Source organism: Serratia sp. CoH_122_TC_1, from assembly GCF_058191755.1.
On record NZ_JBXWLA010000008.1, the window covers coordinates 1 to 18,751 of the forward strand.

Below are 18,751 nucleotides of genomic sequence, written 5' to 3' on the forward strand. Positions count from 1 at the left end.
CGATCTCCTCCGGGGACATAATCAGTATGTCGGAAGATCTCTAAAAGTGAATGGTTCGGATTACAGGGATGCTTACAGGAGCAAGAGTAAGACGGGAAAGCATATGATTGTTTTTCATGCGACTTTGCAAAAGTCCTGTTAAACAAGTTTGGAAGATTCCATGAGTTCAAGTGTTTGCCCATCAGGGCTTTGCACGTATATCACTCGGGTCCCGAGTAAAGGGCCCGAGGTTATTTCTTGAGGGTATCCGGGCGCTTTCCAGCCGTACGCAGATATTTTTTAGGAAAAACCTCAAGCAATAACCGATACTGTCTATGCGGAATTCTGGTGAGTGTCAGGACTCAATCAAGCCAGTAAAACCCATAAATGCCAGCGACATCAGTCCTGCAGTGATGAGTGAAATCGATGACCCTTTAAATGGGGCAGGCACATCTGCAACGGATAGACGTTCACGCATCGCGGCAAAGAAAACCATCACAATCGAAAATCCTACTGAAGCACCAAAACCATAAATAGCAGCTTGCATAAAAGTATGGTTGAGGTTTCCACTAATCAAGGGTACGGCGAGCACTGCGCAGTTTGTTGTGATAAGCGGAAGAAAAATCCCCAATAGACGATAAAGTGTTGGACTAGTTTTACGCATCATCATTTCTGTGAACTGAACAATCACTGCGCTCACCAAGATATAAACCAGAATTCGCAGATAGGTGAGGTTTAGAGGGATAAGCATTAGGTGGTTGGCCAACCAAGCAAAAATTGATACCGAGGTGATAACAAAGGTTGTCGCCAAGCCCATCCCGATAGCCATTTCAATGTTGCGTGAAGCCCCAAGAAACGGGCATAACCCTAGAAACTTAACTAACACAAAGTTGTTAACTAGGACAGTGCCCAGGAAAAGGAGCGCATATTCAGACATAATGTTTTCCGTAACAAGTTGAAATATATGATCACGTACCGTGCCTACAGTTTCAACCCCAAAAAAAGTATGACAACACTCAAAGCCAAGTGTGCAAAAACAGTTTTTCGTCGATTTACTAGTCTTGATAAGCGGCAGGTCCACGCCATGCTCAAAGGCCTATTGCTCCAGTACATAACAGAAGCGTAATCATTTTTTAAACATCCGTAAAACTATAACAAAAAATACCGGTACAAAAAATATTGCTAATAAAGTCCCACTTATCATGCCACCGAAGACCCCAGTTCCAATGGCATGTTGAGTGCTGTCACTAGCGCCACTTGCGAGCATCAAGGGTACGACTCCCAGCGTAAAGGCCAGTGAAGTCATCATAATTGGCCGTAATCGTTGTCTGGCTGCCTGCAAGGTCGCAGCGACAATATCCATACCCTGCAAACGTAATTGTCTGGCGAATTCAATAATCAATATGGCGTTTTTGGTCGAAAGTCCAATGATTGTTATCATTCCCACCCGGAAAAAAACATCATTCGACATATTAGCAACCATTACCGCAAACACCGAACCCGCCAACCCCAACGGAACGACTAATATTACAGCAAAGGGTATTGACCAGCTTTCATAGAGTGCGGCAAGCACCATAAACACTACCAGGACGGATAACAAAATAAGTGCTGGAAGTTGAGACGCTGATTCTCTTTCCTGTAGCGAACTACCTGCCCACTCGGCTCTGAATCCCGTAGGTAATACACTCGCAAGGCGATCCATCTCTGCCATGGCGCTACCGCTTGCTTTCCCCGGTGCAGCACTTCCGGTCACTCTGATTGCGGGATAGCCCTGATAGCGATTTAATTGTTGTGGGGCCTGGACCCAAGACGGCGTTACGAAAGAAGAAAGTGGTACCATTCCACCTGTTTTGTTTTTGACCGATACTTTCAGTAAGTCAGTTAACTGCATTCTGTAAGCGGTATCAGCCTGGACTATAACCTGCTGAACGCGGCCGTCATCCGTGTAGTCATTAACATAATAAGAGCCAGAAGCAGCGGAGAGCGCCTGGTTAATCTCATCAAATGACACACCGAAAGCTTCGGCTTTTTCCCTGTCCACATCCAGAGAGACACTTACTCCTTCGGGAAGTCCGTCAATGTGGACATCCGTTAGCAGCGAACTTTTGTTAGCATGTGTGATGAGTTTTTCGGCTGCCGCTTTCAAAGCAGGGTAACCTTTTCTTGCCCGGTCTTCGATATACAGCGTAAAGCCCGATGACGTCCCCATATCAGAGATAGCAGGGGGCAGCAGGCTCAGCGTAGCGGCGTCAGATGCTTCCCCCAAAGCAGTTTGCACAAAATCTGCTTCGCCCTGAGCTGTCGCGCCGTTTCGATATTGCCAATCTTTTAATGTGGTAAACGCCATCGCAGTGTTAGAGCCCGACCCGGAAAAACCAAACCCGAGGATCATCACATTACTTTCGACAGCTTTACGCGTCGCAATGACATCCTCAAAACGCTTCACGGCTGCAAGTGTTCGTTCCATAGTGGCATCTGAAGGCAGTTGGATGGATGACATAAAGTAGCCTTGGTCTTCATCCGGCAAAAATGATGAAGGTAGATTTTGCAGAGCAACCAACAGTAAACCGCAAAGCGCGGTATAAAACAGCAACATCCTTCCAGTTCGTTTCAGTACATATCGCAGTCCTGATTCATAATGAGCTGATACGGCATTAAAATTGCGATTAAACCAGCCCGAAAAACCTTTTTTATCCCCATTTAGTTGAGTATGCGGTTTTAGTAAAGAAGCGCAGAGCGCCGGAGTCAGCGTCAGCGCCAAAAATGCCGAAAAGAGAATCGATACGGCCATAGAGAGCGCAAACTGACGGTAAATAACACCAACTGAACCACTGGCGAACCCCATAGGAATAAATACGGCGGTTAACACCAGAGTAATGCCGATAATGGCGGGGGTAATTTCGTTCATCGCCTCACGAGTGGCCTCTTGTGGTGACAATCCCTTCTCTTCCATCAACCGCTCAACATTTTCCACCACTACGATCGCATCATCTACAATGATGCCGATAGCTAACACCATGCCAAACATGGTCAATACGTTGATAGAAAAACCGCATAACAGCATGATGGTGAACGTACCCAATAACGCCACTGGAGCCACAATAGCAGGGATCAGCGTACAACGGATTTTATGCAGGAACAGCAACATCACCAAGAAGACCAAAACCATCGCTTCAATAAAGGTATGGATAACTTTTTCAATCGACAGCTTGACAAAGGGTGCCGTATCAAACGGTACTGAGAACGCCATCCCTTGTGGCAAGTCAGCAGAAAGCTCTGCAAGTCGTGCATGAATACCGGCTGCCGTACTGATTGCATTAGCCCCCGGAGCAAGTTGGATCGCCGCCGCCGTCGCAGGAAAACCATTTTCACGTATCGCAAAGGCATAACTTTGTAGACCAGACTCCACCCGGGCAATATCTGCCAGCTTTAAGCGGGCGCCGTTGGTATCCGCTCTAATCGTAATATTGCGGAACTCCTCTATCGAAGCGAGCTGCCCTTTCACTATAAGCGGATACGTCACACGCTGGTCGGATGCAGCAGGCTCATTGCCAATACGGCCTGGTGAAACCAGAACATTTTGTTGGCTGAGCGCAGTGATCACTTCATTAACTGACAGCTTAAAAGTGTACATCTTGAGTGGATCCAGCCAGATGCGCATAGCCTTTTCCGCACCAAACAACTGGACTTTACCTACGCCGGGAACACGACGTAGCTCATCACTAACATTACGGGCAAAGTAATCGCTCAAATCAGCTTCCTGATATGTACGGGAGGGCGATTTCAATCCCACCATCATCAAAAATCCTGAGTTTGCCGCTTCTACACTTACGCCATTCTGCCGCACCGCCTGTGGAAGGCGCGGTTCAACCACTTTGATTTGGTTCTGAATATCCATTTGGGCAAGTTTGATATCGGTCCCAGGCTTAAACGTCACCGTAATGGATGCTGAACCCGAAGTGTCGCTGGTTGACTCAAAATACAGCAGGTGATCCACCCCTGAAATTTCACGTTCAAGCAGAGAGACAACCGATGTGTTCATTGTTTCCGGCGTAGCACCGGGATAACTCACGGATATCGTCACGGTAGGCGGGGCCACTGCTGGATATTGAGCCACCGGCAGTTTAGGGATCGCCAGAATACCACTTAGGGTAATAAATAACGCTATCACCCAGGCAAAGACAGGACGCTCAATAAAAAACTGAGACATTGAAGTTAATCCATATTGATTTCTGAATTATAAAAAAGACTGGCGTGATTTACGCCATTTTTTAAGCATGGAAGCGATCATTCCTCTTCCTCTTCCTCTGTGCTTACTCGCTTACCAATATCCTTAAGCTGCGAATATTTCTCCAGCAACTGTGGACCATCATCAAGACTGGTGGCAAACATCCACATATAGGTCATCACTGAATAAATATGCCCGGCACTGATCCCCTTCGACTTCGTCATCCAGATAATGGTCAGACTAAATAACATGGCGACAAGCACACCAATCGACAGGTACCCCGTAGCTTCACGGTCAGAGAGGCGTATACGTAATTTCGCAAGCGTAGAATAATGTCGCTTCAAAGATAACGTTGTAGCCTTTGTAACAAAGTCAACCTCCTTCTCAAGACGATTATTCAGCTTGTTATATAACGCCTCATTTCTCTGGGTAAAACCGGGTAGAAAACAGGCGAGAAAAGCCAGAATGACCAAACAGGCAATGCCTGCCCAAGATTCGATAATCAACAACATTACCGCCGCACCGATCATCGATACCAACGAAGTAATGAGCATAGGCAAGTGCAATTCAAAGAAATCAACAAACTCTCTCGACAACGCTACTCGCGCCGCAACGGTTGAGTGATTAAGATTATTTTTACGTTGCGTCATGACCACAGAAACCGCCAGAACCGCATAAATTCTGGTAAAAGTGCGGGTATCCACGCTTCTGCGCGCTGCGCCTAGGCACCAGATAAATAATATCATCAGCCCATAAAGCACGGCATTTAATGTCTGCCCCGACAGTATGGCGTTAATGGAGACACCAGCAATAATCGGATACAACAGATAGGTGACGTTTTCGGCAACAACCAGCAAAAAGGTAAAGAACAACTTTTTGCGGTGGCGACTGGCCAGTGATTTCAAGGTACCGGAAGCACTTCCGCTTGCGGAGTGCACAGGGAGATTTTCAGTGGTCATTAGTGACAACTCTGTTAAAATAGAGCAATCGCTCAATAATGGAAGTATGCTATTTGAGCAATTGCTCAAAGTCAATAGGGGTGACAGATGCAAGCTAAATCTGAGCTAATGAGAGAGAAGATTCTTAAGGCTGTTGTTGAATTGTTTATCGAGAAGGGTGTTGAAAAGGTTACAACGCGCGATCTGACAGAATATTTAGGCATATCTCGTAGCCATATTTATCACTACTTTAAAGACTGGCAGACCCTGAGTCTTGCTGCAGTAACAAACTTTATGAACGACGAACTCGAAGAGTTTCGTTCACTCATTCAGCCTTTATCCGCTTGTCAGAAACTGGCGGAATATATTGATGGTATGATATCCAACTCTCCAGATCCGACACGAAAGTTATATGGTTATTTATGGTCACTCTCAAGCTATGACAAAGCCTACGCGAGCTTGATGCAGACTTTTTTGGGGGAATGGCATTTGGTATTGGCGAGCATTATTCAGTCAGGTATGGACGAACGCACGTTTCACATTGTCGATGCGCAACGCGTGGCACGGCAATTAGATGCCATGCTATTTGGTTACAGTGAACACCTGTTAACCTTACCCTCCGAAGGTTTAGTGAAGCAGGTGAAAGAAGATATAGACGATTTTATTCACCGAAATATACTGGCATTTTGACGAAGATTTAACCAAAAACTATTGTTCTAAACAGCGAAAATGGCGCATGGCAGATTTTTCATGCGCGGCTTTCTATTGACTCAGAAGAGGGGGCAATGATGGTTGCCACACTCATTTTGCGTATAGAGTATGGCGTTTATTCTTAAGTCAGCAGAGTTTTTTTTGCATAAGCACATAGCTGTAAAATTCATTGATTTTTTTTCTGGTCATGTAACTCCATAATCAGATGTGGGGCCAGAAAATGTTCTACCGGAATAACAGTATTAATTTTAACCGCTTTCACGATTTCAATTACCGAAAAAGTATTTTGGATCAACTGCGTTCTTAGCACCTCAATTTCTGCATGTAGCTGTTTATTTTTATCTAACAATGCTTGTCTTGTTTTCCTGTTAACGTATAACTGTTTTTCTTTAGGCTGCAGGTTTAGCGGATGCAGCTGCTGATCAACATAAACTTCAATCAGGCGTTTACGGACAGGATTGCTCAGTGTGCTTAAATGCTTTTGGGCAGATGAGGGGGCTATTATCCCATACAGGCTGTGCACCATTGCACCAGATAGACTCTGAAACCCCTGGCTGTTGTGACTGCGTAGCGAAAATTTGTTTGGCGTAAGCGTTCGATAATTATCCCGGCAAAGCTGCAAACGGATGTGTAGACGCGAGGCTAAAAGTGTTAATGCTTTGGGCGTGTCGTCCCGGTATGCGGGTGATATGTAAGTGTTAATCAAAAAAGAAAGAAAATGGATCACGGGTACCTAAGGGGATACAGCAACGGCATAGAGGTTTCCGTGTCCATCAGGATCCATTGCCGTTTGCAGCCTGAGATAGCCAACTGGTTTACTGAATACACGACATTTACCCCACAATTACTACGGACATGAAGAGAATGTACTCTGTACCTAATGCAAGAAACGAGAGGGGGATCCAAAATTCTAACGTATTGATTTATCAGTTAGTGGAAATGTCTTATGAAGTTAGTTACCACTGTAGGTGATTTAACATAATATACATTATGCGCACCAAGGTGGTGGTACGTAGAATCTGGGCTTTTGGCCTTTGTCATGGCTTTCACCCATATAATGCTTCAGGCTGATCTTTGCGCCAACCACACTGTACGTCCTCCGCATTCAGGATCTTCGAAAACCGTCTTCAGGACATCAAAACCATTTTCATGCAGCAACTGCCGGTACTCTGTTGGTGCTAAACTTGAATGATACAGCGGCTCCCCTTGAAACATACCAATGGCTTCGCCATCACTGGTGCCACTGGTAAACATCAATACCGCTTTGCTTTTGGCATGCGCTGCGAAAATCGTAAATATCCGGCGTTGGTCATCTCGCGGCAAATGGAAAAAACTATCCCAGGCAATCAGCCCATCAAACATTTCACTGAGCGCCAATGTGCGCATATCCATCACACGCCACTGTTGATGTGGGAGTTTTTTCTGACATGCATCAATCATCGATTGCGAACTATCAATCCCCATCACGTCAAAACCCCGCTGAGTAAAATACGCAGCGATTGGCATTCCATTTCCACATCCGATATCCAGAATCCTACCGGTGGCTGGCACTAAACTCAAAAACCTGTCCAACCATGGCTGCTCAAAGAGATCCGTTGAACGTAGTTTTCCCCAGGCTTCTGCATGCCGTTCGTATAAAGCCATGATGCTCCCGGCTGAAAAATGTGTCATTTGCCCTCCCATACTTTCAACATATGCTTGAATCCTATACGTAATGACCAACATGTTATGATGACCGGGCATTGATTTGCCGCAAATCACGGCTAATGGCTTAAATATAGCCTCAAAACACCCTCTTTTTAGATCGCGCTACGTGAAATCTGAGGAGCGGTGGCTACATTCACCTTGCAGACTTCATCAAAACGCACCGTTCTAATCCGCTACCGAAGGCATAAAACCAGGCTTTTACCCTGGCTGCGTATCAGGATGCCTGACCCAATATATGCATTCCAGCTGTCAACAATGCCATTTATATTTGTGACGTTGTAACATGGCTATCAACCATGGGGTGTCTATGTAGGCTATGCATTTATGACCTATTACGGCGTAATAACAACTTAATCAAGGTTACGCAGAATGGGATTGAGTGACAGTGTCACTCACCCCATTCTGTTAATCACTCTATAAATAACCGTTTACCAGCAAGACCTTAGATCACATATGAAAGCAAGAAAGTCATGCCCAGTGCCAATACCGAAGCGATAAAGGTTGCTGTGGTGTAGTACTTGAAGGTTTCATTTAACGTTGCGCCACAATATTGCTTCACCAACCAGAATAGCGAATCCGTCACGATGGTACAGCCTATAGCACCAGACCCAATGGCAATCGTCACAATCTCCGGGCTCACATTGGGATAAAGCGACAACATTGGCGCGACAATGGCCGTCGCCCCCATCATAGCTACGGTGGCTGAGCCCACGGCGGCATGCAAAATAAGCGCGACTAACCACGCCAGCAGAATCGGATGCATATGCAGGTTGGACAGCATCACTGCCAGGGTGTCAGCTAAACCGCTGGTTTTCAAAATGCTATTGAATGCTCCGCCAGCACCGATGATCAACAAAATATTGGCGATGGAAGAAAAACCGGTTTCTGTGTGGCTTAACAGGGCGCTCATCCCCATATGTCGACGGATCCCAAGCACGTAGTAAGCCACGAACACAGCAATAAACATGGCGATAATCGGGTTACCGATAAACTCCATGGCAGCAAACAAGTGCCCTTCTTTATTCATATTGAGTTCGGCGACCGTTTTGACAAGCATCAACACGATCGGCAGCAAAACGGTAAACAAGGTTGCGCCAAGGGATGGCAATGTATGTTCTTCCCGCACGGCCAGATTGGAAAACTCTGGTGGTACCGCTTTAAACGGCAGGCGCTTGCCCAGCAACTTCAGGAACAGCGGCCCCCCGACCAATGACGCCGTCAGCCCGACGATCAGCCCATAGACAATCACCGTGCCTACGTCTGCGCCCAGCTTGTTCGTTACAAACAACGCTGCTGGATGAGGAGGAACAACACAGTGCACCGCCATCAATGCAGTACACAGAGGGATCGCCAGCTTTAGCAATGAGGTTCCCGTTTTTCTGGCGATGGAGAATGCCAGCGGGATCAGCAAAACGACCCCCACCTCAACAAATAGGGTGATGCCGCAAACCAAACCGACCAACACCATAATGACATCGACAGAAAGCCAACGGCAGCGCTGTAGCGCAATACCAATTCGCTCTGCCGCCCCAGAAACCTCCATCATCTTGCCCAGGATGGTACCCAACCCGATGACGGCCGCCAAAAAGCCCAAGGTGCTGCCGATGCCGTTTTCGATGGCATTGACCATATCAATCGGCCCCATGCCCATCATGCCGCCGACAAAAAAGCTCGCGAGCAACAACGCCAAAAACGGGTGAAATTTAAACCTAACGATAGTCAAAATGATAAGCGCAATACTGGCGATCAGCGTGACAGCAACCCAAACGTGTGAATCCATAGCCTCATCCCCTGCAATTAACCTGCCTTCATTGGACAGGAAAACGACGAACGGTGACAAACGATAAAAATCCACGCTCACATGAGTAAAACAGAATCAAACGAGTGACTTACGCCAAGAAATGGTGCAATTTAGCGACATGGGTCAAGTTTACTCACCAAACAAGTGCGTTAAGCGAAGATATTTTTTAAGCTCCAGGGGGCGTTATGGCGGCAAATCACCTGTTAACGGGTCAGCATCGTTCACTTAATGGTTGGCAATTATCACGGTTATATACCTTTGAAGTGGCAGCGCGTCATGAATCATTTGCGATGGCAGCTGATGAGCTTTCGGTCAGCCCTAGCGCCGTCAGTCATAACATTAATCAGCTTGAGGCGAATCTGGGTATTCAGCTGTTTGTCCGCTCTCATCGTAAGGTGGAACTCACCACAGAAGGCAAACGGGTTTTTTGGGCGCTGAAATCGTCGTTCGGTACACTGAACCAAGAGATTTTGGATATCAAAAATCAGGCGTTGTCCGGGTCATTAACCGTTTACTCACGGCCATCGATCGCCCAGTGTTGGATCGTGCCGGCACTGGCGGATTTCTCTCGCCGTTACCCTGCCATCAATCTGACGATTCTAACCGGCAATGAAAATGTGAACTTCCAGCGGGCGGGGATCGATCTGGCGGTGTACTTTGATGCGACGCCGTCTTCACAGCTGCATTATCAATACCTGATGGACGAGGCGATCATCCCCGTATGTAGCCCGGAATATGCCAATAAATTTGAGCTGGTCAACTTTCCGGGCAACCTTTCCCATTGCACCTTACTTCATGATAGGCAAGCCTGGAGCTATGACTCCGGCACCGATGAATGGCACAGTTGGGCTCAGCATTTCGGCGTGAATCTGGATACCTCTCCGGGAATAGGATTCGATCGTTCCGATTTGGCAGTCACAGCAGCGATGAATCACGTCGGCGTTGCTATGGGCCGTAAACGCTTGATCGGTAAACAACTCAGTACCGGTGAGCTCGTGGCACCCTTCCCCAAAATGGCGTTGAAATGCGATCAGCACTACTATGTGTCGACCCTTTCCGACCGCCAGTGGCCAAAAATAGATGCGTTCATTGTTTGGCTAAAGGCATTGGGAGAGCACCCCCTGTAATTAGCGACGCCACGTGGAAATGATACCCGGAAATAATGCCACACGTCGTAAAGCAGGCGTTAATTCCCCTTGTTGATTGTTTCTTCAATTAACGTGGCATTGCCGGTGAAAAATCCACCGGTAAAGATATAACACCAATTTTATTGCCAGTATTATTTATCAATGTAACCAAGGTGTCTTTTAATGGTGAAAATGGTTGATAACGTGAGATGAATGGCATTTTACTTTGCGAATTAGCTCAGCATGCATAAAATGTTTTAACATTTACGGCATAAAACAGTACAATCCTGCCCGTTAATATCGCGCTATTTTAGGATATATGTGTCGTTAATTCGAACTGCCACATCGCGAAGTTCTCTCCCTGCCTGTTTGGGGATTTTTGCGATCCTGATGTTGTTCATTGCCCCGGTGATCTCTCGATCGCTGGAGCATGCACGTGTCGGGCAGTCTGAATCTACGGGTATGCCTGATTGCGGTATGGATATGTCGATGCCCATGCATCATGAGCCGCCGCAGGACCAGACCAGTAAGGCCAGCCCGCACAGCATGCCGATGTCCATGCAGACCGGCAGCCATAATATGGCGATGATGATGGATGACAGCGCCTGTGGATATTGCGTATTGCTTATCCATGTACCGCTGTTGGACCTGGCTTATTCCCCTCTGTTTTGGTCAGGTTCGTTGCTGTCGCGCGCGCCACCGGCCCATTATATCTTTCCATTATTCGTCCATGTGATTCACGCCGAGTCGCAACCCCGCGCTCCACCAGCATCACTTCCTCTGATTTAAAAAATTAATAGACCGCAGCCAAATGACGCCTGTTGAAACTGTTCAACCAGGTGGGTTACTTATGCCTATAAATTCTACCGCTGCCAGTCATTATTCATCACCCCCCTTCTGACGTTATTTTTTACGCCGGAACTGGGCCAACCCTTTATTAACGGCGGCGTTATGCTCCGGGCGTACTCACGTCTCAATAATACCCGGTTGTGATGAAAACTATTTTTAGCGTCGAAATTTGCATTAAGGAACGATGATGTTCGGAAAAACCAAAAACTATACCAAGCGCCCTCTGTCACTGCACATTAGCGCGGCAATGCCCCTGTTTCTTCTGGCGGCCTTTAATACGCATGCAGCAGAACAGCACCAGCATGACTCGGCGGTTAAAAAGAATGACGGTGACGTGATCACCGTGACTGCACCGCTCTATTCCCCCATGACCATAGTGACATCACCGAAAACGCCACGCCAGCCGGTACCCGCCAGTGATGGCTCGGATTATCTGAAAACCATCCCTGGCTTCTCGCAGATCAGAAATGGCGGTACCAATGGCGATCCGGTGTTCCGCGGCATGTTTGGCTCACGGCTAAAGATTCTCACCGACGGGGGGGAAATGCTGGGTGCCTGTCCAGCAAGAATGGATGCCCCAACCTCGTATATTTCACCAGAAAGCTACGACGTGCTGACCATCACCAAAGGCCCACAAACGGTACTCTGGGGGGCGGGTTCATCGGCAGGCACCGTGCGTTTTGACCGCGAACGCCCGCGCTTTGATCAACCGGGTATCAAAGGCAATGCCAGCGTGTTGGCCGGTTCTAATGGGCGCTGGGATGAAAATATCGATGCCAGTCTGGGGGGCGAACAAGGTTATCTGCGCCTGATGGGCAACAAATCCCGCGCCAACGATTATCAGGACGGTAATAGCGAGCGCGTGCCGTCGCGTTGGGACAAATGGAATGGCGATCTGGCCATTGGCTGGACGCCAGACAGCGACACCCTGCTGGAAGTGACCATGGGCCGCGGCAATGGCGAAGCCCGCTATGCTGGCCGCAGTATGGACGGATCACAGTTCAAGCGTGAAAGCCTCGGGATGCGCGTGGAGAAATCCAATATCGGCGAGGTGTTAGATAAAGTGGAAGCTCAGGTGTATTACAACTACGCCAACCACATTATGGATAACATGACCCTCCGCTCTCCAGGGCAAGGCGGTATGGCAATGGGGCATATGGGGATGTCCATGCCAATGCACAGCGCCGGTATGGCCATGCAGTTGGATCGACGTACCGTCGGCGGCCGCGTGATGGGCACCTGGTTGTGGCAAGATTTCAAGCTGGAAAGCGGTATGGATACCCAAACGAACACGCACCGCAACAAACAGGGCAACGATTGGCAAAAAGATGCGCAATTCCATAACTACGGCGCCTTTGGCGAGCTGACCTGGACCGCAACAGAACAAAGTAAGGTTATCAGCGGTGCTCGCATCGATCGCAGCCTGGTCGATAACGATAAATACGGTAATGACACTGAGCGTTCAGACACATTGCCGAGCGGGTTTACCCGTATCGAGCATACCTTATCTGGCCTTCCGCTAATGGTGTACGCCGGGATAGGCTATACCGAACGGTTCCCTGACTATTGGGAGCTGTTCTCTCCGACCTTTGGCCCGAACGGCAGTAAAAACCCGTTTGATAGCGTGAAGAGTGAAAAGACCACGCAAATCGACATTGGCGCGCAGTACACTGACAAACGCTTTAACAGCTGGGTTTCGGCATACCTTGGCCATGTGAATGACTTTATTCTGTTCAAGTATGATCCGCACCACGCGCGTATCAGCCAGGCCGATAACGTCAACGCCACAATTATGGGTGGTGAGATGGGTATGGGTTACCAACTGACCGAACATTGGAAAACGGATGCCAGCCTGGCTTATTCCTGGGGTAAAAACACCACCGATAACCAACCGTTGCCGCAGATCCCACCGTTGGAAGCACGCTTTGGTTTGACCTATGAGCGCGGCGACTGGAGCAGCACGGGCCTTTGGCGTGTGGTTAGCAGCCAGCACCGCGTAGCGATCAACCAAGGTAACGTTGTGGGCAAAGACTTTGCCGACAGTCCGGGCTTTGGCGTGCTTTCGGCTAATGTGGCGTATAAGGTTAATCCACATGTCAAACTCAGCACGGGTCTGGATAATATCCTCAATAAAACCTACAGCGAGCACCTCAACCTGGCGGGTAACAGCACCTTCGGTTATTCATCCAATACGCCGGTCAACGAGCCCGGGCGCACACTCTGGGCCAAGGTTAATGTAACCTTCTAAGCAGAACCGGGCGATGCGCCGTCATCGCCCGGCAAATGCCCCTCAGGGTACATTATCAATGTAGGCTGTGTCTTCGCTCCCAGGCACGTTGAATTGCCTGGATGAACCCTGAATGATGTCTTATGTTTTCTCTCCCACCTTACTACAACAAGGCGCAGCAATACGCCACGACAGAATGTTATCCTGTCGCGTCAATAAATTCACATTAGAAAAATGAGAGGATCGGTGTCATTCCTCGTGCTGAATCCCGAATCGAATATAATAATATTTTCATTTTCCATTGGTTCTTTCCGGTAAAAACCACTCATTATTCATTGGTATTTTTAGAAAGACATTTTTGTCGATTGAAAATAGCAATGGCTATTGCATTTCATGCATCAGGCTATAATCATGTAAACCTAATAATTCAAAAGCTCAGTATTACGGAATCGTTCCCATCAGAAATATATTATAAAATAAATTTCTCCAACCTTTCCGACCAGTCCTAAAACCTTAAGAATTCGGCACTTAATCTTATGGATCATGGCATTTGAATAAGTCAAATTCACAACACGAATAAACTGGATTCACTCTAAAGTGCAGATTAATTTGACTGGTTAATTAGCATTTTACGGCATATATCACCGAATCAATCGATCGAGATTTCATATCGAAGACCAAATTTTAATAGACACCACCTATCGTTAGGTTGATTTAAGATCGGTTTAAACAACCTGACATTCAACATTCGAGTCATTATAGTGAGCCCCACAAAAATATAGATTTTAAAAATCAATAAAAACCCTACAAATAAAGACGACGCTATCAAGTTAATACGGCACGCCTTTGTGTTTTTTTCCTGAAAACAACGCGGAAAGATTGGGATTTTTATGATTTGTAAATTTATTTCAATAACGGTAATGAAAGCGAAAAATAGCATGATAATCCCTTCGGGAATGTCTCTCGGCCTATGCTTTCTATTGCCTTCTTTATTTCCTGCGCAGGCAGCATCAATCAGAATTTCTCCGGTTAATATCGAGATGCAGGCGTCGCAGAAGGCAACCGCCTTGAACCTAACAAACTCTGGCACTGAAGCCGTCAGTTTGCAGTTACGCGCCTTCGCCTGGTCGCAGCAAAATGGGCAGGATCATCTTGCTCCAACCTCAGAACTCATGATTAGCCCCCCCGCCGTCACCGTACCTGCGGGCGCTTCTTATACCGTGCGTGTGGCACGTACTGCCGTGGCCCCAGCGTCTTCTGAGTTAAGTTATCGTTTACTGATTGATGAATTACCCCGCCCGGTTGATCCAAGAACGTTCAATCCAGGTATTTCAATGATACTGCGGACTTCCCTTCCGGTTTTCGTGGTTGACGATAAGGCTTTCGCCCAACTGGTCTGGCGCACCTGGCAAGATGCCAACGGAATACATGCCGAAGTCCACAACACCGGTAAGCGTCACGCCAAAATCAGCCAACTCACACTGAGCGTCAACAACGTTCCCGTCAGCTTTGGCGCGGGTTTAAACGGCTATGTTCTGGCGGGGACATCACGAACGTTCACCGTGACGCAGCCAAACGCACGGGTGAAACTGACAAAAGGTCAATCAGTCACCCTGAGGGCCAAGGATGGCTACCTGCCGATTGAAGAAACGCTGTATGCGCAGTAATCCAAATTCGTGCCCTTGGTATGGTGCACTGAACAAGGCGATGATTGGCTTGCTGTTCAGCGCTACACCTCTGGCTTTTGCCAGCCAGATTGAACCCGGGCACCTCACGGGCACCCAATCGCTGCTTTTAGCCGTTACCCTCAATGGGTCATCCACCGGAGAACTGCTTGCGGTTCAGCGTTTTCCCGATGGGCATTTCAGCGCGTCTGCGGGCGATTTACGCCTTTTACGTATAAAAGTGCCTGCCGCCATTGCGGATACGGCACCGCAGGCGCTAAACGAGTTGCCTGGCATCCGCGTGCAATATAATGAAGCAACGCAGACATTGGCATTGTCGATCCCTGAGAGCCAATTGAACGCCTACGCGGTCAATATTGGTGAAGCGAATCTGGCACCTGACTTCTCGCAGATCAGCGCCGCGCCGGCGGCCATTCTTAACTACGGGGTTTACCACAGCCGCACCGAGGGTAAAAATCAGTTGGCCGGTTCAGCCGAGGCCTTGTTTACTGGGCGAATGGGCGTGATTTCAACCAGTGGATTGTATAACGGCAGTGGTAACTATAACGGCAGCAAACAGGTACGCCTGGATAGCTACTGGCGCTATATCAACCCCGAGAGCGTACGGGCTTATACCGCCGGTGACTTTGTCAGTAATGCCTTGGCCTGGAACAGTAGCGTCCGACTGGCCGGTTTCCAGTGGGCCAGCGCCTTCGATCAACGCTCAGATTTGGTCACGGCCGCCTTGCCGGAGTTCTCCAGTTCTGCGGCATTACCTTCCACGCTCGACTTATTTGTCAACCAACAAAAGGTTTACTCAGGCGCTGTGCCTTCAGGCCCTTTTGATATCAAATCACTGCCTTATGTCTCGGGGGGAAATGTAACCCTGGTCGCGACCGATGCTACCGGTCGGCAAATCACCACCACTCAGCCTTACTACTATACCGCCAGGTTGTTGCAGCCAGAGCTGTTCCAATTCTCGCTGGACGTTGGGGTTCCCCGTTTTAACTATGGCAGCAAAAGCGACGATTATGACAACACGCTGTTTGCTGCCAACTCCCTGCGTTATGGCTTAAACCGTTCAGTCACACTGGAGAGTCACAGCGAATTCTCCGCTGACGGGCTGGCTAACCTGGGGGGCGCAGTGTCTCACGGACTGGGTGGTTACGGCGTGATCAGCAGTTCCTGGTCAGCCAGCCGTTATGAAGACTATACCGGCCAAAAAACCAGCGTGAGTATTGAAGGCCGTATTGCAGGCGTGCAGATGTATGCCGGTACGGTGCGTACCTTTGAGGACTATTTTGACCTCGCGCGGGTATCCAACACCCGCCTGGCACGCAGAAACACCCTAAACAGAGTGGCAGACAAGACGGATTACTGGCTGGCCAATACGGCCCAAGCCAGCGTTATCGACCGCCTCGGTGTCAATATGACGCCGTTCGATCGGCTTTCAACCAACATGAGCTACAACCGCATCGTCAGCCAGAGCGACGAAACACGCACGCTCAATTTGTCTGTATCGCGGGCGTTGAGCCAAAGCAGCACGTTGTCTGCCAACCTCTATTCGGATCTTAATCACAGCGGCCGGTACGGTGCCTTTCTGACGCTCAATATCTTTCTTGGCGGCAATATCAACGCCGCGGCGGGGATCAGTCGTGACAACGGGGTGACCGGCTTTAGTCAACGCATTTCCGGGGTGGCCGATCAGCGTCAGGGAGCCGTTGGTTGGGGTGTCGCCAATACGACGTATCAAGGCAAAGACGATCAGCGGAACGCTTACATGAGCTATCGCGCAGCTCTGGCTCAGTTACGCGCCCAGATCAATCAGTACGGTTCTGCCACCAGCAGTGAGTTTTCGGCCGAAGGGGCATTGCTGGCCAGTGACAGCGGTATGTTTGCCACCAACAAAATTGGCGATGCCTACACCATTGTGAAAAATGCCGGCCCACATGTCGACGTACTTCAGGGTGGCGTGCGTATGGCGACCACGAACAGTAATGGCAGTGCACTGCTGCCCGATACCCGCCCTTATTACAACCAAAGTGTGTCTATCGATCCTGCGACCTTACCGGACGGTTGGGAAGCTGCCGCCACCGAGCGTACGGCGCTGTCAGGCTATCGCCAAGGCGCGGTGGTTGACTTCGGAACCCGAATCAACCATGCCGCAATCGTCCTTCTGCAGGATCGCCATGGGCAGCCTATCCCGCCGGGCTACCCGGCGCGTCAGGATAACGGCGACGTTAGTCTGGTCGGCTATGAAGGGCAACTCTATGTAAAAGGCTTAGTGGCACACAACCACGTGACCGTCGATCTCGGTGCTGCCGGTCAGTGTTCCGCTCGCTTTGATTATGACCTAAAGGGTCCGGTTCAACCCATGATTGGCCCAGTGAGGTGCGAATGAAAATGCCGTTATCTTCCCCCGTTGTCACTTGCAGGTTGCGGCCCGGCACGGGGAAAACGCTTTGGACTTACAGCCTGGGGATCTTGCTGGTGAGCAGCTCACTGGTCGTGCCCACCTCCGTTCAGGCCGAGATTTCATCGCCATCCTGTCAGTTCACCGGTGGCCAAATGAACCTTGGAACCTATTCCTCCACGACTGCGGTCGACAGTGCCCAGACAATTGGGTTTAGCTGCGCGGTTGGTTTCTCATGGGGCGATCCCGATCCGCGTGCAACCTTCAGGTTGTGCCTGACGATGGGGGAAGATCCGGGAAACCAGGCAGGTTACCAGCCCTGGCGCTATCTGAAGAACAATAACGTGACCGGCACCGGTGAAGCGTATCTGGCCTATAACCTGTATGCCGACAGCGCGCACTCGCAAATCCTGATGCCAGAGAATGCCGGAACGCCTCTGGTCGTCGACTTTACGCTGTCTGCCGGGAACGGCAGCACCTATGTCAGCAACAATGGCAGTATCCCCATTTATGCACGGATTGCCAGCGGCCAGGGTGCCTTGCCGGCCAACATTTATCACAGCTATAACCCGCCGTTCACCCTGCGTTTTCAGGCCGTAAGCGGTGGGACTCCGCCCGCGACCTGTGACGGTGGCTCGTCCACCACCACCTCTGGCGGTATCCAAATCATTACACAGGTCACGGATAGCTGCAGCCTCAGTACGCGTGGCGTCAATTTTGGCACCCTCGATGACGTTGGCCAGCTTAAAACGGCGCGCTTCGCCGAAGGGGCGGTAACCGTACAGTGCAGTTCAGGCAAGCCTTATACCCTCTACCTGGGGAGTGGTAACAATCCTGCCTCTGATGGATACCGGCGAATGGCCAACGCACAGGCGCAGCTTCCCTATCAACTCTACCAGGACAGTGCCCACACCCGAGTTTGGGATGAAACAGGCGGCACAACGCAAACCGGCGGGATAGGCGGTGTCAGTGGTGCAGGCAACGGTGCCAGCCAAACGCTAACGGTCTATGGACTTATTCCGGCGGGGACCCCGGTGCCTGGTAACGTCGGGACTTATTCGGACACGGTGATGGTCACCGTAGCCTACTGAACAGCCGCTTCTGCGG

At 49.3% G+C, this 18,751-nt stretch carries 13 protein-coding genes and 1 pseudogene; 7 read left to right on the forward strand and 7 right to left on the reverse strand.

Going from position 1 to position 18,751, the window contains the following annotated elements; all coding sequences use genetic code 11:
* Positions 1 to 138: 138 nt before the first annotated feature.
* The 4 genes and pseudogenes from AC2FC2_RS11665 to AC2FC2_RS11680 form a co-directional block, all read right to left on the reverse strand.
* Positions 139 to 279 (reverse strand): annotated as a pseudogene (locus AC2FC2_RS11665) (VOC family protein); the annotation flags it as partial.
* A 55-nt stretch (positions 280 to 334) separates the two neighbouring features.
* Entirely contained in the window at positions 335 to 916 is a 582-nt protein-coding gene (gene rsxA, locus AC2FC2_RS11670; protein WP_265553241.1) for an electron transport complex subunit RsxA, read from the reverse strand.
* 189 nt (positions 917 to 1,105) lie between these two features.
* Positions 1,106 to 4,189 (reverse strand): multidrug efflux RND transporter permease subunit, encoded by a 3,084-nt coding sequence (locus AC2FC2_RS11675; RefSeq protein WP_265553243.1) that lies wholly within the window; start codon positions 4,187 to 4,189, stop codon positions 1,106 to 1,108.
* A 77-nt stretch (positions 4,190 to 4,266) separates the two neighbouring features.
* Entirely contained in the window at positions 4,267 to 5,166 is a 900-nt protein-coding gene (locus AC2FC2_RS11680; protein ID WP_490659252.1) for an ABC transporter six-transmembrane domain-containing protein, read from the reverse strand.
* 87 nt (positions 5,167 to 5,253) lie between these two features.
* On the opposite strand from AC2FC2_RS11680, the gene AC2FC2_RS11685 reads away from it, so the two are divergent.
* Positions 5,254 to 5,835, forward strand: coding sequence for a TetR/AcrR family transcriptional regulator (locus AC2FC2_RS11685; protein ID WP_265553246.1), 582 nt, complete (start codon positions 5,254 to 5,256; stop codon positions 5,833 to 5,835).
* Positions 5,836 to 6,022: 187 nt separating this feature from the next.
* On the opposite strand, the gene AC2FC2_RS11690 is transcribed toward AC2FC2_RS11685, so the two are convergent.
* The 3 genes from AC2FC2_RS11690 to dsdX form a co-directional block, all read right to left on the reverse strand.
* Positions 6,023 to 6,583: a hypothetical protein gene (locus tag AC2FC2_RS11690; protein ID WP_490659253.1), complete on the reverse strand. Its 561-nt coding sequence runs from the start codon at positions 6,581 to 6,583 to the stop codon at positions 6,023 to 6,025.
* A 335-nt stretch (positions 6,584 to 6,918) separates the two neighbouring features.
* Positions 6,919 to 7,527 (reverse strand): class I SAM-dependent DNA methyltransferase, encoded by a 609-nt coding sequence (locus AC2FC2_RS11695; protein ID WP_490659254.1) that lies wholly within the window; start codon positions 7,525 to 7,527, stop codon positions 6,919 to 6,921.
* Positions 7,528 to 8,005: 478 nt separating this feature from the next.
* Positions 8,006 to 9,343, reverse strand: a complete 1,338-nt coding sequence (dsdX, locus tag AC2FC2_RS11700) for a D-serine transporter DsdX (RefSeq protein ID WP_265553251.1) — start codon at positions 9,341 to 9,343, stop codon at positions 8,006 to 8,008.
* Positions 9,344 to 9,549: 206 nt separating this feature from the next.
* Here dsdX and dsdC point away from each other — a divergent pair, with 206 nt between their 5' ends.
* From dsdC to AC2FC2_RS11730, 6 genes are all read left to right on the forward strand, one after another.
* On the forward strand, positions 9,550 to 10,491 hold the full coding sequence (gene dsdC, locus AC2FC2_RS11705) for a DNA-binding transcriptional regulator DsdC (protein WP_404759603.1): 942 nt from the start codon (positions 9,550 to 9,552) through the stop codon (positions 10,489 to 10,491).
* Between the two features lie 321 nt (positions 10,492 to 10,812).
* A complete protein-coding gene (locus AC2FC2_RS11710; protein WP_490659255.1) occupies positions 10,813 to 11,280 on the forward strand; it encodes a DUF2946 domain-containing protein in 468 nt (155 codons plus the stop codon).
* A gap of 307 nt (positions 11,281 to 11,587) precedes the next feature.
* Positions 11,588 to 13,588 (forward strand): TonB-dependent copper receptor, encoded by a 2,001-nt coding sequence (locus tag AC2FC2_RS11715; protein WP_490659337.1) that lies wholly within the window; start codon positions 11,588 to 11,590, stop codon positions 13,586 to 13,588.
* Between the two features lie 935 nt (positions 13,589 to 14,523).
* On the forward strand, positions 14,524 to 15,234 hold the full coding sequence (locus AC2FC2_RS11720; protein ID WP_490659338.1) for a fimbrial biogenesis chaperone: 711 nt from the start codon (positions 14,524 to 14,526) through the stop codon (positions 15,232 to 15,234).
* Complete coding sequence (locus tag AC2FC2_RS11725) at positions 15,224 to 17,632, forward strand: fimbria/pilus outer membrane usher protein (RefSeq protein WP_490659256.1); 2,409 nt, start codon at positions 15,224 to 15,226, stop codon at positions 17,630 to 17,632. Before AC2FC2_RS11720 ends, AC2FC2_RS11725 begins: the two co-directional genes overlap by 11 nt.
* Complete coding sequence (locus tag AC2FC2_RS11730) at positions 17,629 to 18,735, forward strand: Csu type fimbrial protein (protein ID WP_490659257.1); 1,107 nt, start codon at positions 17,629 to 17,631, stop codon at positions 18,733 to 18,735. The genes AC2FC2_RS11725 and AC2FC2_RS11730 overlap by 4 nt, the downstream gene beginning before the upstream one ends.
* Positions 18,736 to 18,751 lie beyond the last annotated feature (16 nt).